The sequence below is a fragment of the Rhodococcus sp. NPDC059179 genome (assembly GCF_042754885.1).
Classification (GTDB): domain Bacteria; phylum Actinomycetota; class Actinomycetes; order Mycobacteriales; family Mycobacteriaceae; genus Rhodococcus_G.
In genome coordinates, this window is the sequence record NZ_JBHZBV010000002.1 from 108,974 (window position 1) to 126,225 (window position 17,252).

At 68.0% G+C, this 17,252-nt stretch carries 15 protein-coding genes; 8 read left to right on the forward strand and 7 right to left on the reverse strand.

Going from position 1 to position 17,252, the window contains the following annotated elements:
• Nucleotides 1–70 precede the first annotated feature (70 nt).
• The gene (locus tag ACFXMV_RS05600; RefSeq protein WP_378503178.1) at nucleotides 71–1,393 is read right to left on the reverse strand and encodes an NAD(P)/FAD-dependent oxidoreductase; all 1,323 of its coding nucleotides are present in this window, start codon (nucleotides 1,391–1,393) and stop codon (nucleotides 71–73) included.
• Between the two features lie 137 nt (nucleotides 1,394–1,530).
• Here ACFXMV_RS05600 and ACFXMV_RS05605 point away from each other — a divergent pair, with 137 nt between their 5' ends.
• Entirely contained in the window at nucleotides 1,531–2,442 is a 912-nt protein-coding gene (locus ACFXMV_RS05605; protein WP_378503152.1) for a LysR substrate-binding domain-containing protein, read from the forward strand.
• A gap of 44 nt (nucleotides 2,443–2,486) precedes the next feature.
• Here the strand turns inward: ACFXMV_RS05605 and ACFXMV_RS05610 are convergent, their stop codons facing one another.
• From ACFXMV_RS05610 to ACFXMV_RS05620, 3 genes are all read right to left on the reverse strand, one after another.
• Nucleotides 2,487–3,272: a MerR family DNA-binding transcriptional regulator gene (locus ACFXMV_RS05610; RefSeq protein ID WP_378498317.1), complete on the reverse strand. Its 786-nt coding sequence runs from the start codon at nucleotides 3,270–3,272 to the stop codon at nucleotides 2,487–2,489.
• A gap of 114 nt (nucleotides 3,273–3,386) precedes the next feature.
• A complete protein-coding gene (locus ACFXMV_RS05615) occupies nucleotides 3,387–4,583 on the reverse strand; it encodes a serine hydrolase domain-containing protein (RefSeq protein ID WP_378498316.1) in 1,197 nt (398 codons plus the stop codon).
• Nucleotides 4,584–4,725: 142 nt separating this feature from the next.
• Nucleotides 4,726–6,774, reverse strand: a complete 2,049-nt coding sequence (locus ACFXMV_RS05620) for an alkaline phosphatase family protein (RefSeq protein ID WP_378503151.1) — start codon at nucleotides 6,772–6,774, stop codon at nucleotides 4,726–4,728.
• Between the two features lie 125 nt (nucleotides 6,775–6,899).
• On the opposite strand from ACFXMV_RS05620, the gene ACFXMV_RS05625 reads away from it, so the two are divergent.
• The 6 genes from ACFXMV_RS05625 to ACFXMV_RS05650 all read left to right on the forward strand — a co-directional run bounded on the left by ACFXMV_RS05625 (nucleotide 6,900) and on the right by ACFXMV_RS05650 (nucleotide 13,928).
• Entirely contained in the window at nucleotides 6,900–8,390 is a 1,491-nt protein-coding gene (locus ACFXMV_RS05625; protein WP_378500679.1) for a flavin-containing monooxygenase, read from the forward strand.
• Nucleotides 8,391–8,435: 45 nt separating this feature from the next.
• Complete coding sequence (locus ACFXMV_RS05630; protein WP_378500680.1) at nucleotides 8,436–9,239, forward strand: MBL fold metallo-hydrolase; 804 nt, start codon at nucleotides 8,436–8,438, stop codon at nucleotides 9,237–9,239.
• 228 nt (nucleotides 9,240–9,467) lie between these two features.
• Complete coding sequence (locus ACFXMV_RS05635; RefSeq protein ID WP_378500681.1) at nucleotides 9,468–9,845, forward strand: chorismate mutase family protein; 378 nt, start codon at nucleotides 9,468–9,470, stop codon at nucleotides 9,843–9,845.
• A gap of 5 nt (nucleotides 9,846–9,850) precedes the next feature.
• The gene (pabB, locus tag ACFXMV_RS05640) at nucleotides 9,851–11,965 is read left to right on the forward strand and encodes an aminodeoxychorismate synthase component I (RefSeq protein ID WP_378500682.1); all 2,115 of its coding nucleotides are present in this window, start codon (nucleotides 9,851–9,853) and stop codon (nucleotides 11,963–11,965) included.
• Between the two features lie 77 nt (nucleotides 11,966–12,042).
• Nucleotides 12,043–12,933 carry a prephenate dehydrogenase/arogenate dehydrogenase family protein gene (locus tag ACFXMV_RS05645; protein WP_378503177.1) on the forward strand — a complete coding sequence of 297 codons (891 nt, stop codon included), beginning with the start codon at nucleotides 12,043–12,045 and terminating at the stop codon, nucleotides 12,931–12,933.
• Nucleotides 12,930–13,928, forward strand: coding sequence for a diiron oxygenase (locus tag ACFXMV_RS05650; protein ID WP_378500683.1), 999 nt, complete (start codon nucleotides 12,930–12,932; stop codon nucleotides 13,926–13,928). Before ACFXMV_RS05645 ends, ACFXMV_RS05650 begins: the two co-directional genes overlap by 4 nt.
• A gap of 50 nt (nucleotides 13,929–13,978) precedes the next feature.
• Here ACFXMV_RS05650 and ACFXMV_RS05655 read toward each other — a convergent pair whose 3' ends face one another.
• From ACFXMV_RS05655 to ACFXMV_RS05665, 3 genes are all read right to left on the reverse strand, one after another.
• Nucleotides 13,979–14,776 carry an alpha/beta hydrolase gene (locus tag ACFXMV_RS05655; protein WP_378500046.1) on the reverse strand — a complete coding sequence of 266 codons (798 nt, stop codon included), beginning with the start codon at nucleotides 14,774–14,776 and terminating at the stop codon, nucleotides 13,979–13,981.
• A gap of 132 nt (nucleotides 14,777–14,908) precedes the next feature.
• Entirely contained in the window at nucleotides 14,909–15,595 is a 687-nt protein-coding gene (locus ACFXMV_RS05660) for a GNAT family N-acetyltransferase (RefSeq protein ID WP_378611326.1), read from the reverse strand.
• Nucleotides 15,596–15,698: 103 nt separating this feature from the next.
• On the reverse strand, nucleotides 15,699–16,583 hold the full coding sequence (locus ACFXMV_RS05665; RefSeq protein ID WP_378500044.1) for an alpha/beta fold hydrolase: 885 nt from the start codon (nucleotides 16,581–16,583) through the stop codon (nucleotides 15,699–15,701).
• A gap of 62 nt (nucleotides 16,584–16,645) precedes the next feature.
• Between ACFXMV_RS05665 and ACFXMV_RS05670 the strand changes: the two genes are divergently transcribed.
• Nucleotides 16,646–17,200: a TetR/AcrR family transcriptional regulator gene (locus tag ACFXMV_RS05670; protein ID WP_378500043.1), complete on the forward strand. Its 555-nt coding sequence runs from the start codon at nucleotides 16,646–16,648 to the stop codon at nucleotides 17,198–17,200.
• Nucleotides 17,201–17,252 lie beyond the last annotated feature (52 nt).

Consider the following 17,252-nt stretch of genomic DNA (forward strand, 5'->3'; position numbering starts at 1 on the left):
TTCGTCGGTCGGGTCACGCGGCCGTGCCCAGCCTATTGCGCCCGCACCCCACGCCGGGGTCGCACCCCGGTTACGCGGCGACCGATACTTCTGACTCGGGCTCGGGCTCGGCTTCGACCATTCCCGCCGGAGAGGGCTCCTGCGCGTAGTGGAAATGCGGGCGCCGGTGGCCGAGGAACGAGCCGAACCAGGACATCACCGCGATGTATCGGTTGCGGAACCCGACCAGGTAGACCATGTGCACGGCCAGCCACAGCACCCAGGCGATGAATCCGGTGAGCTCGATGCTCTTCACCTTGGTCACGGCGCGGAAGCGGTTGATGATCGCCATCGAGCCCTTGTCGCGGAACTTGAACGCGGTGCCGCGCGGCGTCTTGCCGAGCACGGTCTTGGCCACGTGGCGTCCACCCTGCATCGCCACCGGCGACTGGCCGGGCAGGTTGTTCAGCGAGGTCATGTCGCCGACGGCAAAGATGTCCGCGCGGCCGCCGACGGTCAGGTCCTGGTTGACCAGCAGTCGGCCTGCGCGGTCGGTCTCGCAGCCGGTGCGTTCGGCGAGCACGCCCGCGAAGTCGTTGGCCTGCACGCCCGCCGACCACACGACGGTCTCCGCGGTCCGCCGCTCCCCGGCCTCGCTGCCGTGTGCCTTGAAGGTGGCGCCGTGCTCGTCGATGTCGGTGACGAGCGTGTTCAGCACCACCTCGACCCCCGAGTTCTCGAGCGAGGTCTTCGTGTACTCGCTGAGCTTGCCCCCGTAGGCGGGCATCGCGACACCCGCGCCCTCGACCAGCGTGACGGTGACGTCGGCGGCGGTGATGCCGCGGATCGCCTGCTCGAAGTAGCGGCCGGCGAGCTCCTTGATCTGTCCGGCGAGCTCGACGCCCGTCGCGCCCGCGCCGATCACGATGAAGCTGAGCAGGTTCTTGCGCCACTCGAGATCGGTGGTGGTGTGCGCCTCCTCGAAGCAGCGCACGATCTGGTCGCGCAGCCGCTCCGCGTCGTCGACGGTCTTGAGCGCGTAGGTGACCTTCGCGAACTCGTCGCGGCCGAAGTACGACTGACGCGCACCGGTGGCGGCGATCAGGAACTCGTAACCGAGGGTGTGCCGCTCGCCTGCTGCCTCGTAGACGAGCTCCTTCGCGTCGGGATGCACATCCACGACCCGGCCGAGCCGGACGTCGGCGTTCGGGTACTTCGCGAGGATCGCCCGGATGGAGGGCGCGATCTCGCCCGCCGCCAGCACGCCGGTCGCCACCTGGTAGAGCAGCGGCTGGAACAGGTGCTCGGTGGTCTCGGAGATGAGCACGAACGGCGTGCCTGCCTTGGCCAGCTTCTTCGCTGCCGCCAGCGCACCGAATCCCGAGCCCACGATGACGACCTCGGTCCGGTCCATCCCTGCGTCGAACACGACAACCTCCCGCTTGATCTGATGTATGAGTTCCACCGTAGGGATGCGTTCGGTAGTTTCGCCAACTAGCACTGGGTATCCAGAATTCTCTTATCTGGATTGCTAATGAATAGAATGTGAGCATGGACTTCCGGCAACTGCGCTACTTCCTGGCGGTCAGCGAGGAGCTGAGCTTCAGCCGGGCCGCGAAACGATGCTTCATCTCGCAATCCGCCGTCAGCCATCAGGTCACCCGGCTCGAGCAGGAACTCGGCGCGCCGCTGTTCGAGCGGTCGACGCGGGTCGTGCGGCTGACCCCGGCCGGTTCCCGCCTGATCCCCATCGCCCAGCAGGTGCTCAGCCTGGAGACCAAGGCGTACTCGGTCGTGCGGGAACCCCGGAACCGGATCCGGATCACCGCGAACATGAGCTTCGCGGCCCAGAGCCTCGACGCGATCGCCCGCGTTCGGGAGTCGCATCCGGACGTGGACATCGAGTTCGTGATCAAGAGCTTCACCGAGCGCATCGACGCGGTCGCCTCCGGCGATGCCGACATCGCGTTGATCCGCGGGCGGGCGGACCGGCCGGGCCTCGAGACGGTGCAGCTCGGCGTGGACGACCTGGTGATCGTGACGTCGCGCAGGCACCCGCTGTCCGCGTTCTCGACGGTGGAGCTGGTCGAGCTCGCCCCGTATCAGCTACTGCTGCCCCCGCGCGGCAGCCAGGTGCTGCTGCACTCGGTCGTCGAGGACGCCTTCCGTGAGATCGGGCGGCGGGTCTCGCTCGGGCCGTCGATCGCCAGCGACCACGCGGCGACGCTCGAGGTCATCACCAACCCCCGGGCGTGGACAGTGCTGTACGCGAGCACGGCGGCCGAGACGCCGCGAACCGGACTCTGCTTCATGCGTGAGGCGAACAACCGCCTGCGCATCCCGGTCTGTGGGGTGGTGCGCACCGGCGCCGCCGCCTCGCCCGCCCTGGCCAGCGTCATGCACGCGCTCCGTCAGTCGATGGAGGGCATCTCTCTCGAGGCGCCGAGTCCGGTGGAGGACTAGGGGTTCCGGTAGTGATCGCCGAAGATCCAACGAGGACGGCGCGGTCAACGGGAGGCCGGTCTGGGGATATGAATGCCGGCGGCGCGGAGCTTGGTCTCGAAAACCGCGGCCGCCCGCGTCGTGGCCGGTGTCTGCTCCTCGCCGTGGTGGGCGATCAGTGTGTACCGGGTCGCGGCCTCGGTGCGGGCTTGCAGGGCGGTCACGATTTTCAGGTGTGCGGGGTTGGCGAGGTAGTGGTCGGCCATGTCGGTCGTGAGCTCGTCGATGCGTGGGTCGTCGGGTTCCCAGGCCGCGGCCTCTGCGGCGCGCTTGATCAAGGCGACGTACCTGGGGTCGTCGAGTGCGCGCTCGAGATGGGTGAGGTAGTCGTCGAAACCTTCCGAGACCAGGGCCTTGGCCAGCACCCAGCCCTCCCGGGTGGTCGCCACCTCGTCGGCGGGGAAGCCGAGGCCGGCCATCCGCTCCAGCAGCGCCACAGCGCGGTCGCCCAGCAGTGCCCGGTCGCCATCGGCGAGCCGGTGCAGGGTGTCACGCTGGGCGATCAACTCCTCGATCCGTTCGGTGAGCTGCCGGCCGACGTCGGCGAGCGCGGTTGCGAACAGCGCGGCGTCGGCGTCGAGCAGGGGCACGATCTCGGCCAGCGGCACTCCGGCGGCGGCCAGTGTCCGGACCTGCACCAGCCGCAACAGATCGGTCGATCCGTACCGCCGGTAACCGGATCCGTCGCGTTCGGGCTCCTCGACCAGGCCGAGCTTGTGGTAGTGCCGCACCGTCTTCACCGTGACGCCGACGAATGCCGCAGCCTGCCCGATCGTGACTCCGTTCCTCATCTGCTCAGCCTGCCTTGTGCTCGTAACCGGCGCGCCACTAGGTGAGGTGCGGCGCAAGGGGTGGTGGATGGGCCACGCCGAGCTGGTTGAGTTCGGCGTGGCCCGGTCCGCGTGCTACTGAGCCGGATCGGCCTGGCCGCCGCCGAATACCTCAGAGAGGAGCCTTTGCTGTGCATTCTGGAACGGCACAGCCACAGACATCGCGGAGTCGTCCACACAGGTCAGCGAGGCCGTCATCGTCTTACGGCCGTCGGGGGTGCTGTACATGAGCGTCGCGTAGCCCGCATGGCCGCCGTTGTGAGTGATGACGATGCCGCCGTCCGGACCCAGGTCCCGCACGAACATCCCCAAGCCGTAATCCATCGTCGGGATGCCTGTCGGATGCGGCGTGCACATCTCGGCCAGCAACTCGGCCGGCAGGGGCTTGCCGCTGAGCAGCGCGGAGATGAACGTGGCCAGATCCTCGGTGGTCGAGATCATGTCACCACCGCAGGGGTTCCAGGACGGGTTGTGGCGGGTGACATCGACGGTCTTCTCCTCGCCGTCCTGCTCGTACCGGTAGTAGGCGTGCGCGTGCGGCTCGGGAATCTCCGGCGAGGTTTCCGGCACCACAGTGCCCGAAAGCCCGAGAGGCCCCAGGATCAGCCGCCCCATCTCCCCGGCGAACGAGCGACCGGTGACCTTCTCGATCAGCAGCCGGACCAAGACATAGTTGGTATTGGAGTAGCTCCAGCCCGTCCCCGGCTCGAACCGCGCCGGCTTGGACAACGCCAACTCCACCAGTTCCTGCGGCCGATAGGTCTTGAACCGGTCCTGCACCCATTCTTTGCCCAAAGGAGTACCCGGGGCCGCGATCCCCAGCACGACCGTCCCATCCCCGTACATCTCGCCGGTGAAGTTGAACACCCCACTGGTGTGCTGCAACAGCATCCGCACCGTGATCCGCTCGTCCATCCCGAATTCGGGCAGGTAGTCCACCACCGGGACGTCCAGCCCGATCTTGCCCTCGGCCACCAGCTGCAGCACCAGGGCCGCGGTGAAGGTCTTGGTATTGCTGGCGATCCGGACGTGCCCGTCGATCGGCGGCTTCGCGGTCCCACCCAGCTCGGCCACCCCGGCGCTGCCGACCCACTCGCCACGCTCGTCGTGGACGCGCAGCGACACCCCGAGGAACCCGGAATCGACGATCTCCTCGATCGCCTTCTGCAACTGCGGGCGATCCTGCCCCGCAGCGGTATTCGGCACGGAAGCCATGCCGTTCTTGGCAGTCCGCAGGGTGCTCTTGTCTTGGTGGGAAAGGTTGATGGACATGGTGTTTGCTCCTTTGAACCTGTTATGTCCGGGTCGGCGTCGTGCCGCTGCGATGAGCTTCCGCCCTGACCCAAGGTCAACCTCAACCGTGATCTAGCTCACAGTTGCTGTCGATGTCTGAGGCAGCACGCATGGAACCCGGCTAGCCGCGGAAGGCTCGCGCCTCGGCCGCAGGGAGGTCGCGCCAGCCGCTCAACACCCGGTGTACCTGCTCCGCGCCGTGCAGCTCGCGCGGTGGCTCGGGCAGGTGTGCGGGATAGAGCAGGAACGGGCGGGTCTGCGGACCTCCGAGTCCGCCGTGCGAGCCGACCTGTTCCTCGAACGCCGCGATCTCGCCGGTGTCGGGCCAGTACCGGCCGTTGATCATCACGTCGGCGACGTTGTCGAATCCGTCGGTGCGACGGATTCGCTCGAGGGCCCCTGGGCCGAAGTCCGCCAACGGGTCCCGGCCCGCGACCACGCCGGTGTCCACCTCGACGCTGCCGTGCGGGCCCAGCACGATCGAGCCCTTGCCCTCCCGTGCCACCAGGACAAAGCCCACTCCCGGATGAGTGGTGAGGGTGGGCAGCAGCGACGGATGCTGCTCGGTGATCCAGCGCATCGTCGCGCGGCCGGAGGCGAGCGGAAAACTCACCAGTCCGACGTTCCCGGACGCGAGCACCACCGGCCGTTCGGGCGGCGCCTGCACCCGTTCCGGCGGCGGTGCCGTGCGCAGGCTCGCGGCGGCGTACCCGAGCCCCTCCGCGCCCCGTCCCTGCGCGCCGACGTCCGGGACGTCCTTGTCGTGGTGCAGCCACCTGCGGTGCTGCGGCTGCGGCCGGTCGGCCTCGCAGCCGCGCAGGACCAGGCTCTCGAGGTCCTCGCCGAAGCGGTGACGGAACGTCTCACCCTGGCTCTGACCGTGATCGGAGAGGACGACGATGTTGTACGGACGGTCGGCCTGCGCCGCGACGGCGGCGATCATGCCGATCTCCGCGTCGAGCTTGCGCAGCACCGCGAGGGTCTCCGGTCGCTCCACCCCCGAATGGTGCGAGACCTCGTCGTACCCGACCAGGTCGACGTAGATCACGTTGCGGCCCTTGATGATGTCGCCGATGACCGCGGCGACCACGACATCGGTCTCCACGACGGTGGTGAAGGCCCGCACCAGCGGATAGATTCCGCCGCGACGAACACGCGGACGGATGTCCTGTCTACGCTGGCGCCAGGCCTGACGGATCTCGCGTAGCACCTCGGCGACCAGTCGGACGAAGGTGCGGATCGCGCTGGCCGGATCGATGAAGTAGTCCGCGTATCCGGTGCCGCCGCCGCCCATCCTGGCTCCCTTCATCCGGCTGACCACCAGGACGTTGTCCTCGGCACCACCGGAGAACAGGTTCCCGCGGCTCGCTCCGCCGTCGGCGAGCAGCCCGGGTATCGCCGCGCGTTCGCGTTCGCGTTCGGCGTTGTCGCTCGGATTGCTGAACACCGCAACCCGCTTCGATTCCTTGTCGTACCACCGGAAGGCAGGCACGTTGTGGTTGCTGCCGTGCAGGATCCCCAGCTGGCTGGCGCCGGTCTGGCTGCTCCAGTCGGTGTGCCAGGGCATCAGGTGGTGGGATCGGTCGCGGACCATCGCGGCGAGGTTGGGGACGACGCCCGACCCCATCGCGCGCCGCAGCACCTTGTAGCCGAGTCCGTCGACCTGAATGCACAGCAGCCCCGGTCGATCCAAGCCGCCATCGGGGGAAGTCTTGCGGCGCAGTCGAAAGCGCTGTCGACGCACCAGCATCATGCGGTACGTATCGTCGCGCCGCGACGCTATTGCGCCGGAGACCGCCGAGCTCACCAGCGACAACAGCACCGCGAGGACGAAGATGTCGGTGGCGCTCTCCGCCGTGGCGAGGGGCAGGATGCGGACCGAGAGCAGCATGATCAGCCCGCTCCCGACGAAGGCGAGCAGGAACAGCAGCGCGGGACCGACCCACAGCATGGCGCGCAGCAGCAGCGGCCAGAGCACGGTGCTGAGCAGACCGAAAACCAAGGCCAGCGCGAGGGCACTCGGTGCCGATCCGAGCGGGCCGGGTGCGCCGGTACTCGCCAGCTCCACGCCGGGCAGCACCGCATCGATCACCATCAGCGCCGCGGCCGAGATCAGCCACAACACCAGGAACTCGGTGGCGGTGCGAGCCGCCGATCCCAGAGTGCGCATGCACACCTCCATCCACCTGGATCGTAGGTGCAGGCGAGGTCGTTCGCGGTGCGCGCGCACCGATCGCGCTCGACTGCCGGTGCTAGATTCGAGGCGGAACACTCCCCACGACGACGGTGGCGGCCATGCCGAACGAGCATTTCGACGTCCTGATAGTCGGAGCGGGCCTGTCCGGGATCGGTGCCGGGTATCACCTGCAGACAAGGTGCCCCGACAAGAGCTATGCGATCCTCGAGGCGCGCACCGCGATCGGTGGCACCTGGGACCTGTTCCGCTATCCCGGAGTGCGTTCCGACTCGGACATGTACACCCTCGGGTATTCCTTCCGTCCGTGGACCGACGCGAAGGCGATCGCCGACGGGCCGTCGATCCTGAGGTACGTCCGTGCCACCGCGCGCGACCACGGGATCGACGCCAGGGTCCGATTCGGCCATCGGGTCACCCGGGCGTCCTGGTCGAGCGAGGACGCGCGGTGGACGGTCGAGGCCGAACGTGGACCCGACGCCGAGGTGGTGCGGGTGACCTGCAACTTCCTGTTCATGTGCAGTGGTTACTACGACTACCGACAGGGATACACCCCGGACTTCCCCGGTCTCGACCGGTTCGCGGGCGAGGTCGTGCACCCGCAGCAGTGGACCGACGACGTCGACTACACGGGCAAGCGCGTGGTGGTGATCGGCAGCGGCGCGACCGCGGTGACGCTGGTGCCCGCCATCTCCGAGTCCGCCGCCCACGTCACGATGCTGCAGCGATCGCCCAGCTACGTCCTGTCCGTGCCGGACGAGGACGCGTTCGCGAACCGGCTGCGCGCGCTGCTGCCACCGAGGCTCGCGTACGGCATCGTGCGATGGAAGAACGTGCTGCGCTTCATGCTCTTCTTCACGCTGAGCAGGCGCGCACCCGGAATGGTCAAGAGGCTGCTCCGCAAGGGAGTTCAGGCGCAGCTTCCCGCCGAGTTCGACGTCGACGCCCATTTCACGCCGCGCTACGACCCGTGGGACCAGCGGATGTGCTTCGTGCCGCACGGCGATCTGTTCAAGGCCATCCGGCACGGCAGCGCGGACGTGGTCACGGATCGGATCGAGACGTTCACGGAAGCGGGAATCAGCCTGGTGTCGGGGGCGGAGTTGGCGGCCGACATCGTCGTGACGGCCACCGGGTTGAAGCTCGTCGTGGCGGGCGGTGCCGAGCTGAGCGTGGACGGCGTCGCCGTCGATGCGGCAAAGACGTTGAGCTACAAGGGGATGATGCTGAGCGACGTGCCCAACTTTGCCAGCTGTATCGGATACACCAACGCGTCGTGGACGCTCAAGTGCGACCTCACCTGTGAGTACGTGTGCAGGCTGATCAATCACATGGAAGCCAACGGTTACCGGCAGTGCACGCCGCGCAACGTCGACCCGTCCATCACCACGATGCCGATGATCGACTTCTCCTCCGGGTACGTGCAGCGCTCGATCCACGAGTTCCCCAAGCAGGGATCGAAGAGACCGTGGCGGCTGTACCAGAACTACGCGCTCGACATCGCCATGTTGAAGTTCGGCTCCATCGAGGACGCGATGGAATTCGTTCGCACCGATGCGGCGCAGGCGCGCGGCATCGACGTCCTGGGCTGACCACTCGCCGGGCGGCGGGCGGTCGGGTCTGGGATCGTGGGTGCCATGGCCGATCGATCACCGCGGGCGCGATGGCACGGCCACGCCACCGTGGCGATCACCGACGGCGGGACCACCATCCTCACCGATCCGGTTCTCACCGATCGGGTGGCGCATCTGCGCCGCAGGCGTGGACCCAGCCCACTCGCCGCCTCAGACGCCCTCACCACGGCGGGCGGAGCCTCGGGGCAGGTGACTGGCCCGCTGCGGCCGGACGCGGTGGTCCTGTCGCACCTGCACGCCGACCACACCCATCTGCCGTCGCTGCGGCTGATCGACCGCGACGTCCCGATCCTCGTTCCCACCGGCGCGGTCGGCCAGGTGGCGGGGTTGCGGGCGTTCGGCGATCGGTTGATCGAGGTGAGTCCCGGTGACGAGGTCCGGATCGGCGGTGTGCTCGTCCGAGGTGTCCCGGCCGAGCACGACGGTCGGCGCTGGCCGCGCGGGCCGCACCGGGTGCGGGCGCTCGGTTATGTGATCGAGGGCGAGGGTCGTACCTATTTCGCGGGGGACACCGCGCTGTTCGGTTCGATGTCGGACTGGATTCCCGGGTGCGATCTGGCGCTCATCCCGGTCGGCGGGTGGGGGCCCAGCCTCGGTCCGGGGCACCTCGACCCCGCGGCCGCGGTCCTGGCCGCCGCCGCGGTCGGAGCCCGCACCGCGATCCCGGTGCACTTCGGCACGCTCTGGCCGATGGGGTTCGATTCGGTACGCCCCGAACGCTTCTACGGACCGGGCGCCGAGTTCGTCCGACGGATGCTCGAGGCGGGTCTCGACGCGCGGGAGCTTCGGCCTGGCGAGTCGACCTGAGGCGTCGGCAACCGCAACTCAAGCGAGACCGCTTCGGGCGCTGCGCGCCAGCGGGCCTCGGTAACGTCGGGCGTCGAGGAATCGATAAAAAAGTGTGCTCGGGCGTGCTCCTCCGTGAGAGGATTCATAGATTCTCTACCCGAAGTTCTGCTCGAGGCTAACGGACCTCGGCGGCGTGCATCGATCGGAATCGGTGCAGGTCAGCCCCGATTGCTAAGGCGGCGGCGGATGGACACGTCGAATGGCTCCCACGGGACCGGCAACAACGGTTTCTCGGCGGCGCAGCGAGAACTCGAGATGCTGCGCACCGAACTCGACGACGTGGACCGACATCTGCTCGAGGACGTCCGCGCGCGGATCGAAGTGTGCACCCGGATCGCCCGGCTCAAGCGGCGGCATTCGATACCCATGATGCAGCCGCAGCGCGTCGGATTCGTCCAGGACCGGGCCCAGACCTACGCGGTCGAGCACGAACTGTCCCCCGACTTCTTTCGCTCGCTCTACGAGCTGCTGATCGGCGAGACGTGCCGGGTCGAGGACCTGATCATCGACGCGGACGGATCCGAGTCCGCACGGGCGACCGGGCCGTCGGGACGTGGGGACTGACGGCCATGACGCCGACCCGCACCCTCCTCATCGACAACTACGACTCCTTCACCTACAACCTCTACAGCCTGCTGACCGAGGTGAACGGAGTGGCACCGACGGTTGTGCCCAACGACGTCGACTGGGCATCGGTGAACGTCGCCGACCACGACAACATCGTCATCTCCCCCGGGCCCGGAAGACCCGACCGGGACAGGGATTTCGGCATCAGCGCCGCGGCGATCACCGAGTGCGATCTGCCCGTACTCGGGGTGTGCCTTGGACACCAGGGGCTGTGCCACCTGTTCGGCAGCCAGGTCCTGGTCGCACCGACACCCATGCACGGGCGGATCTCGGAGGTGCACCACACCGGTGACGGACTCTTCGCGGGCATTCCCTCACCGTTCCGCGCGGTCCGGTACCACTCCCTCATCGTCGAGGATCTCGACGATCGCCTCGAAGCGCTCGCACGCACGCGCGATGGACTGCTGATGGCGGTTCGTCACCGCGAGCGCCCGCTGTGGGGCGTCCAGTTCCATCCGGAATCCATCTGCACCGAGCACGGGCGCAGACTGATCACCAACTTCCGGGACCTGACGCCGCACGTGACCTCCCGTCGCGCCGCGGCGGCGCCCCCGACACCGCCCCCGTCCGAACCCCGATACCGGGTCGACTGCGTGCGCATCGAGCTCGCCCTCGATCCAAAGGCGGTCTACGAGGGGCTGTTCGCCGACGGCCCGAACAGCTTCTGGCTGGACGGCGGCGCGGCGCTCGAGCCGGACTCGCGGTTCTCCGTCATGGGCGACTGTTCCGGGCCCCTGGCCGAATACGTCACCTACAGCGTCACCGAGACCGCGGTGTGCGTACACCGGCACGGAAAGCTCGCACGCGAGGTGCACACGACGTTTTTCGACTACCTGGAGCGCGAGTTGCGTGCTCGCGCGGTGGCTCCGCGCCCGGACCTGCCGTTCGGTTTCTGCCTCGGGTACGTCGGGTACCTCGGCTACGAGCTGAAGGCGGACACCTGTGGCCAGCTCGTGCACGCCTCGCCGAATCCGGACGCCGCGGTCGTCTTCGCGGACCGCGCCCTTGTGCTCGACCACGACGCCGGCTGCTGCTATCTGCTCTCGCTCGACGACGGCTCCGCCGATCCCGAGGGCGCCCGCTGGATGGCGGATACCGCGGCGGCCTTGGCGGAGTTCGACGTGGTCGCGGACGCCCCCGCCTCCCCGCCTCCGCTCGTTCATCTCGACGCCGACACCGAGCCACGGTTCCGGCACGACAAGGACACCTATATCGCGCTGATCGAGCAGTGCCTCAGCGAGATCCGGTCCGGCGAGTCGTATGAGGTGTGCCTGACGAACACCGCAACCGTGGACGGTCCGATCGACCCGCTGGACCGATACGCATGTCTGCGCGAGATCAGTCCCACCCCGTACAACGCACTCCTGCAGTTCTCGGGAATCTCGGTCCTGAGCGCCTCGCCCGAACGCTTTCTGCGGATCGACTCGGACCGGGTGATCGAGTCGAAGCCGATCAAGGGCACCCGGCGGCGTTCGTCCTCTCCGGAGACGGACGAGGCCCTGCGCAGTGACCTGGGAGCGAACGAGAAGGATCGTGCCGAGAACCTGATGATCGTCGACCTGGTCCGCAACGATCTGTCTCGGGTCTGCCTGCCGGGTTCGGTGCACGTCCCGAAGCTGTTCGACGTAGAGACCTATGCCCCCGTGCACCAACTGGTCTCGACCATCCGCGGGACCCTGCGGCCGGATGTCTCGGTGGTCGACTGCATCCGGGCGACCTTTCCCGGCGGTTCGATGACGGGGGCTCCGAAGGTGCGGACCCTCGAGATCCTCGACAAGCTGGAGGACGGTCCTCGAGGGGTCTACTCGGGTGCCATCGGGTACTTCTCCCTCACCGGCACGGCGGACTTCTCCATCGTGATTCGGACCTTGGTCGCCACCGCCGAGGAGGTGACGTTCGGGGCAGGCGGCGCGATCATGGCGATGTCCGACCCGGACGACGAGTACGAGGAGACCATGGTCAAGGCCGTCACCATGAAGCGTTGCCTGTCGACGGCAGCCGATCATCGGGACAAGGATCATCGGGACAAGGATCATCGGGACCGGGCGGCGCCGTGATCCGCACGGAATCCGCTCGCACTCTGCCGCAGGCCCGTACCGCCGTCGTGGTCGGTGGTGCGGGATCGGTCGGCGCGATGCTGGTGACGCTGCTGCGCGGCGACGGCGTCCGGGTGGTGGTGATCGATCCCCGCTGTGCGCTGCCACCCGGCAGCACAGTCGACGCGGACGACACGCTGGCCGCGGACCTGACGGCTCCGACCGGGGAGCTCATCGGGACGCTCCGCTCCGCCGACGTGGTGGTGCTGGCGGTGCCGGAGTCCGTCGCGCTGGCCGCCGCGCCGGATCTGCCAGGGTTCCTCTCCCCCGGCGCCCTGCTCGTCGACACCTTGTCGGTGAAGACACGGTTCGCGCGCGCGCTCGCCGACCTCGCGCCGGACATTCCGGCGCTCGGGTTGAACCCGATGTTCGCGCCCGACCTGGGAATGGCGGGCCGGCCGGTGGCCGCGGTCACCTACCGCGAGGGTCTCGAGGTCGACCGGTTCCTCGGGTCACTGTCCGGTTGGGGTGCCGAGATCGTCCGGCTCGCACCGGACCAGCACGACCGGATCGTGGTGGCGACGCAGGCGCTCACGCACGCCGCGGTGCTGGCGTTCGGTCTCGCGCTGGCCGAACTCGACGTGACGAGCGACGAATTGGCCGCCACCGCGACCCCGCCGCACACGGTGGCGTTGGCGCTGCTGGCCAGGATCGGGCTCGGCAATCCGGCGGTCTATCGCGACGTGCAGGCCGGGAATCCGTTGGCGGGCAGGGCTCGCGACGCCCTGGCTGTGGCGGTGTCCCGATTGTCGTCGGTGGTCGAGCACGGCACCGAGGCCGACTTCGATGCTCTGGTGGCGACGACGCGCCTGCCACTCGGCGACCGGGCCGCCCAGTACGGAGAGCTGTGCGCGGAGATCTTCCGCGGCTTGGCGTCCGACCGTGCCACCGAGCGTGGGTCCGTGCGATCGGAGGTCCTCGAGTCATGACGGGTCCGTTCGAACTGTACGGCGGGGCGGGCGGGTTCGACGGACTGCTGTCGCCGCCGATGCTGCCCGACTGTGACGAGTCGGACCCGGTCGAGAGCGCGGTGATTCGCGGCCTGGTCAGGAGCTGGCCCGCTCGCGCGACCGTGCGGAGGGCGGAGCCCGATCTCGACGACCTCTTCGACCCGTCCAAGGCCGACTTCTCCGAGGACCTGATCCCGTTCCGCGAGCACGACCTCTACCGGTGCCTGGACGAGACCAAGAAGGCCCGGCTGCGTGCATGGGGGTGGATCGCCTACAACAAGAACGTGATGGACGTCGAGCAGTTCGTCGTGAACCCGGGGTTCCAGCTGCTGTCCCGCGATGCCTTCGGCACCGGGCTCGGCGACCGCCACCGCGCGGCCGCGGTGCAGTCGATGGTCGACGAGGAGTACCACACGCTGATGCACCTGAACGCCAGCGCCCTGACGCGCAGCCGTCGCGGTTGGCCGTTGCGCGAGGACGAGTTGCCGCCCTCCCAGACGGTCCGGCGCCACCACTCGGAGGTCTCCCGGCACACCGACCCACGTGCCGCGGCGCTGACAACCCTCGCGTTCACCACGGTCGCCGAAACCTCCATCAGCTCCTATCTGGGCCTGATGACCGAGGACGAGTCGGTGCAGCCCGTGAACCGTGCGACCGTCGCGCTACACCGTCGCGACGAACTCTGTCACTCGTCGATCACCGGCGACCTGGTGACGCTGGTGTACGACCGGCTCGACGCCGATGACCGTCGCACCCTGCTGGAGGGGTTGAGCGCGGGGGTGGACGCGTTCACCGCCAACGACATGAGGACCTGGCTGGCCATCCTGGAACACGAGCAGGTCACCGGCGCGGGCACGATCATCGCGGACGCCACCGCCGACAGCGTCGCGAAGCCGATGGTGCAGGACTGCAGCGCTATTCGGCGGCTCTGCGAGAAGTTGGGCGTCGCGAAGGAGATCCGCGACGACTGGTGACGGGTGGTATCGGCGTCCGGCGCGGGGCCGGACGCCGATACCGGTTCAGATCAGTCCGAGGCCGTGTCGGCGACCCGGCCGAGGTGGCGGGCGAAGAACCGAGCGGAGCTGTCGCGCTCGTAGTCGGGCACCTGGAAGTGCCTGCCCGGGTGGGCGTGCAGCGTCTTCTCCTTCGAGGCGAAGGCGTCGAACAACGCGATTCCAGAGGTGCGGTCGATTTCCTCGTCGTCCCACGGAATCCGGTACTCGACCGGGACGGTGATCCTTCTTGCCGCCTCGATCAGGGCATCGTCCACGAAAACCCCACCGAAGCTCAAGGCAGCGATCCGGGATTCGACCGCAGTCAGCATCAGCCCGGTCACGACACCCAGCGTCATGCCGCCGTACCCGATCGGCGCTTCGGCGCCGATCTCGGGCAGCGCCTGCAGGGCGTCCAGGGTCGCCTGCCATTCCGGCACCGCACGCTCCGCCAGCGACATGTTGTAGTCGATGATGATCGGGGCGATCGGCTCGCCCGCCGCCCTGGCCTGATGGATCGCCTCGGCCCACCCTTGATCCTGGAGGTTTCGCGGCCGGTCACCATGCCCGGGCGCGTCGATGGCGGCGACGGTGAACCCATAGGTGGTCACGCTGAGAAGTGCGCTGGCTACCAGCCCCGGCGCCTTCTTGTGCATGCCGCCGGAGTGCCCCAACAGCAGCAGGGGTGAGCCGGCGGTTCCGGATGCGGGCGACCAGAGCACGCCGGTGATCTCATCCAGAGTGAAGCTACGTTCGATGACACCGTTCGACGATGTCTCGGAGGTGCAGTGCGTTTCAGAGGTGCAGTGCGTTTCAGAAGTGAAGTTCATGGTGTTGCCTTTCGGGATTGCCTTGTTGTCGAGGCGCTCCCGGCGACACCTACGTCAATCGCCGAACCGTGAACACGAGTGGGAGCACCCACACGGCTACTGCGTTCATGGGTCTCACCTCCTCGTGTGATGTCACGGTCTCGCGCACGCTATCAACCTGAACCGAATCCCGTCCAACCGATTTTCTTGCCCACCGACCTCCCGTGTAATCGATCGCAATCGGGGCGGGGCAGCCCGAGGGGTGCGGTCGACGTGCATCATCCCGCGGACGTGCTTCCCATCGGGAGCTGCGGAAAGTTCGAAGCCGAGCTGGCCCAGCACGCTCAGCGCGTTGGCGTTGTCAGCCGTGGTCTTGGCGCACACAGTGTCGGCGCCGAATGCGGCAGCCTCGCGCAACACTGCGGCCATGGCTGCTCGACCGAGACCCTGATTCCGGGCAGCGCGTGTCAGCCATATGCCCGTCTCCAAGATGCCCGGGTCCTGCGTCCGAACGAGACGCACCGAACCGACGACGTGACTCCTGACGACCACGGCCCAAGTGGCCTCACCGGCGTCCCCGGTCAACCCATCACGGCGGTGCTGGTGGAAATCGCGGAGCCAGGCGACTCGTTCTGGACTCCATTTGCTACCGGCGGTCAGTGGTGGGGTCACTTCGTCGGCGGCGGCGTCCGTGATCGCGGCCTGAACGAGCGCTTCAAGCACCTCATCATCAACAGCGACCAGCGCGACGACACAGGGTGACGTACCCGTCATGCTCAGAAATCTACCCGATCGGAAGGACTCGACGCGCTGTGCTCGCGTGGGAGAGGGAAGGAGCATTGTCCCCGGTCAACCATCATTTCCGGGCCCGGGCGCGCCTCGGTCGCCTATGGCCGACCCGAAGACGCGACGACGCGGGTACCAGTGCGTAGTGAGCCCTACGTCAAGCCGCTCGTGCGAACCAGTCGATCGCGAGGTCGGCGACCGCGGCGGGGGCGTCGTCTGTGATGAAGTGCGCTGCGTCGTCGACATAGGCGAACTCGACCCGGTCGGCGTACCGCTCCGGATTGCGGCAGATCCTCTCCACCTCATCGGACCAGGGGTGGTCGCGGCGGCCGAAGACCACGAGGGTCGGCACGGTCAGCCGCCGGTGGCGGTAGACCCCGCGCATGATGCGCACGGCCTCGGGCAGGATCATGCCGCGGCAGAGGGGACGCACCGCGCCGTCGATGTCGGGTCGGCGCATCGGGGCAAGGTGGGATTCAACGGTTGCCTCCGACATCGGGTGAGCGACGTACCTCTCGGAGAAGATCCCGCGCAGCGACGCGCCCGGGCGGTGCCAGATGAACGGGGGCAGGTGCTGGAACCCCGGAATGACCTTGGGGCTGAAGGTCATGAAGGCCGGCGGCACGGAGAGTTGCAGTGCCGTTCGAACCCGCTCGGGGTGCTCGTAGGTCAACTGCATCGCGGTGATGACGCCCATGTCGTGGGAGACGAGGTGGGCGAGCTCGATGTCGAGGACGTCGAGGAGGGCGAGCAGGTCGCGGAGCCGGGTCTCGCGTTCGATGCGCGGATCGTCGGCCACGGTCCAGCCGGCCCCCCGCAGGTCGGGGCAGAGTACGCGGTAGCCACGCGCCGCGATGACCGGAGCGACGGCGTGCCACTGCCACCAGTGCTCGGGGAATCCGTGCAACATCACGACCGGTTCGCCCTCGCCGATGGCGGCGACGTGAGTGCGCAGGCCTGGTGTCTCGACGACGAGATGGTCGAAGCCGGAGTCCTCTGGCAGCGGCGGCGACCAGGCCGTGGCGGGTATGGGAATTGGCATGGTTCCCCCTCTGTGAGATAGGGATACTATGTTCATAGTAAACCTGTGGAAGAGGGGTGTCGATGCCGGCGACGACCCGGGAGCGCGGACTCGAGGCGGCCGTGGAGTTGCTCGGCAGGGAGGGCGTGCGCGCGCTGACCCATGCCAGGGTCGATGAACGAGCAGGCCTCCCACCCGGGTCGACCTCGAACTGGTTCCGCACCCGTCGGGCGCTGCTCGGCGGAATTGTCGACTGGATCGCCGAACGTGAGCGCGCCGACCTCGAGCCGGCCGCGATGCCCACGATCTCGGGAGTCGACGAGCTGATCGAGTGCTTGTGCGCTATGGCCGAACTGCAGACCGGGCCCTTCGCCGCGCGCACCCGCGCACGCTACGCCCTCTTCCTCGAACTCGCCGACGACCCTGAGCTTTTCGAGCCGCTGCGGCGGCAGCGACGCAAGTTCGAGCGGTGGACTGAGGGGATCATGATCGCCGTCGGTATCGCCGACCCCGTGCCGGCGACGAGGGCTCTCATGGCACTCGACGACGGACTGCTCCTGCACCGGCTCACCGTCGACCCCGGGCTTGACATGCGCCCCGCCATCGAACGCGCAGTGCGCGCCCTCGCGGAGTCCTGATCTGACGCTCCGGCGCAGACAACCGAACACCGCCAATTCGGTACATGCCCGC

Coding starts and splice junctions, on each gene's coding strand:
- ACFXMV_RS05600 (WP_378503178.1), bottom strand. CDS start 1,393: ATGGACCGGACCGAGGTCGTCATCGTGGGCTCGGGATTCGGTGCGCTG.
- ACFXMV_RS05605 (WP_378503152.1), top strand. CDS start 1,531: ATGGACTTCCGGCAACTGCGCTACTTCCTGGCGGTCAGCGAGGAGCTG.
- ACFXMV_RS05610 (WP_378498317.1), bottom strand. CDS start 3,272: ATGAGGAACGGAGTCACGATCGGGCAGGCTGCGGCATTCGTCGGCGTC.
- ACFXMV_RS05615 (WP_378498316.1), bottom strand. CDS start 4,583: ATGTCCATCAACCTTTCCCACCAAGACAAGAGCACCCTGCGGACTGCC.
- ACFXMV_RS05620 (WP_378503151.1), bottom strand. CDS start 6,774: ATGCGCACTCTGGGATCGGCGGCTCGCACCGCCACCGAGTTCCTGGTG.
- ACFXMV_RS05625 (WP_378500679.1), top strand. CDS start 6,900: ATGCCGAACGAGCATTTCGACGTCCTGATAGTCGGAGCGGGCCTGTCC.
- ACFXMV_RS05630 (WP_378500680.1), top strand. CDS start 8,436: ATGGCCGATCGATCACCGCGGGCGCGATGGCACGGCCACGCCACCGTG.
- ACFXMV_RS05635 (WP_378500681.1), top strand. CDS start 9,468: ATGGACACGTCGAATGGCTCCCACGGGACCGGCAACAACGGTTTCTCG.
- pabB (WP_378500682.1), top strand. CDS start 9,851: ATGACGCCGACCCGCACCCTCCTCATCGACAACTACGACTCCTTCACC.
- ACFXMV_RS05645 (WP_378503177.1), top strand. CDS start 12,043: ATGCTGGTGACGCTGCTGCGCGGCGACGGCGTCCGGGTGGTGGTGATC.
- ACFXMV_RS05650 (WP_378500683.1), top strand. CDS start 12,930: ATGACGGGTCCGTTCGAACTGTACGGCGGGGCGGGCGGGTTCGACGGA.
- ACFXMV_RS05655 (WP_378500046.1), bottom strand. CDS start 14,776: ATGAACTTCACTTCTGAAACGCACTGCACCTCTGAAACGCACTGCACC.
- ACFXMV_RS05660 (WP_378611326.1), bottom strand. CDS start 15,595: ATGCTCCTTCCCTCTCCCACGCGAGCACAGCGCGTCGAGTCCTTCCGA.
- ACFXMV_RS05665 (WP_378500044.1), bottom strand. CDS start 16,583: ATGCCAATTCCCATACCCGCCACGGCCTGGTCGCCGCCGCTGCCAGAG.
- ACFXMV_RS05670 (WP_378500043.1), top strand. CDS start 16,646: ATGCCGGCGACGACCCGGGAGCGCGGACTCGAGGCGGCCGTGGAGTTG.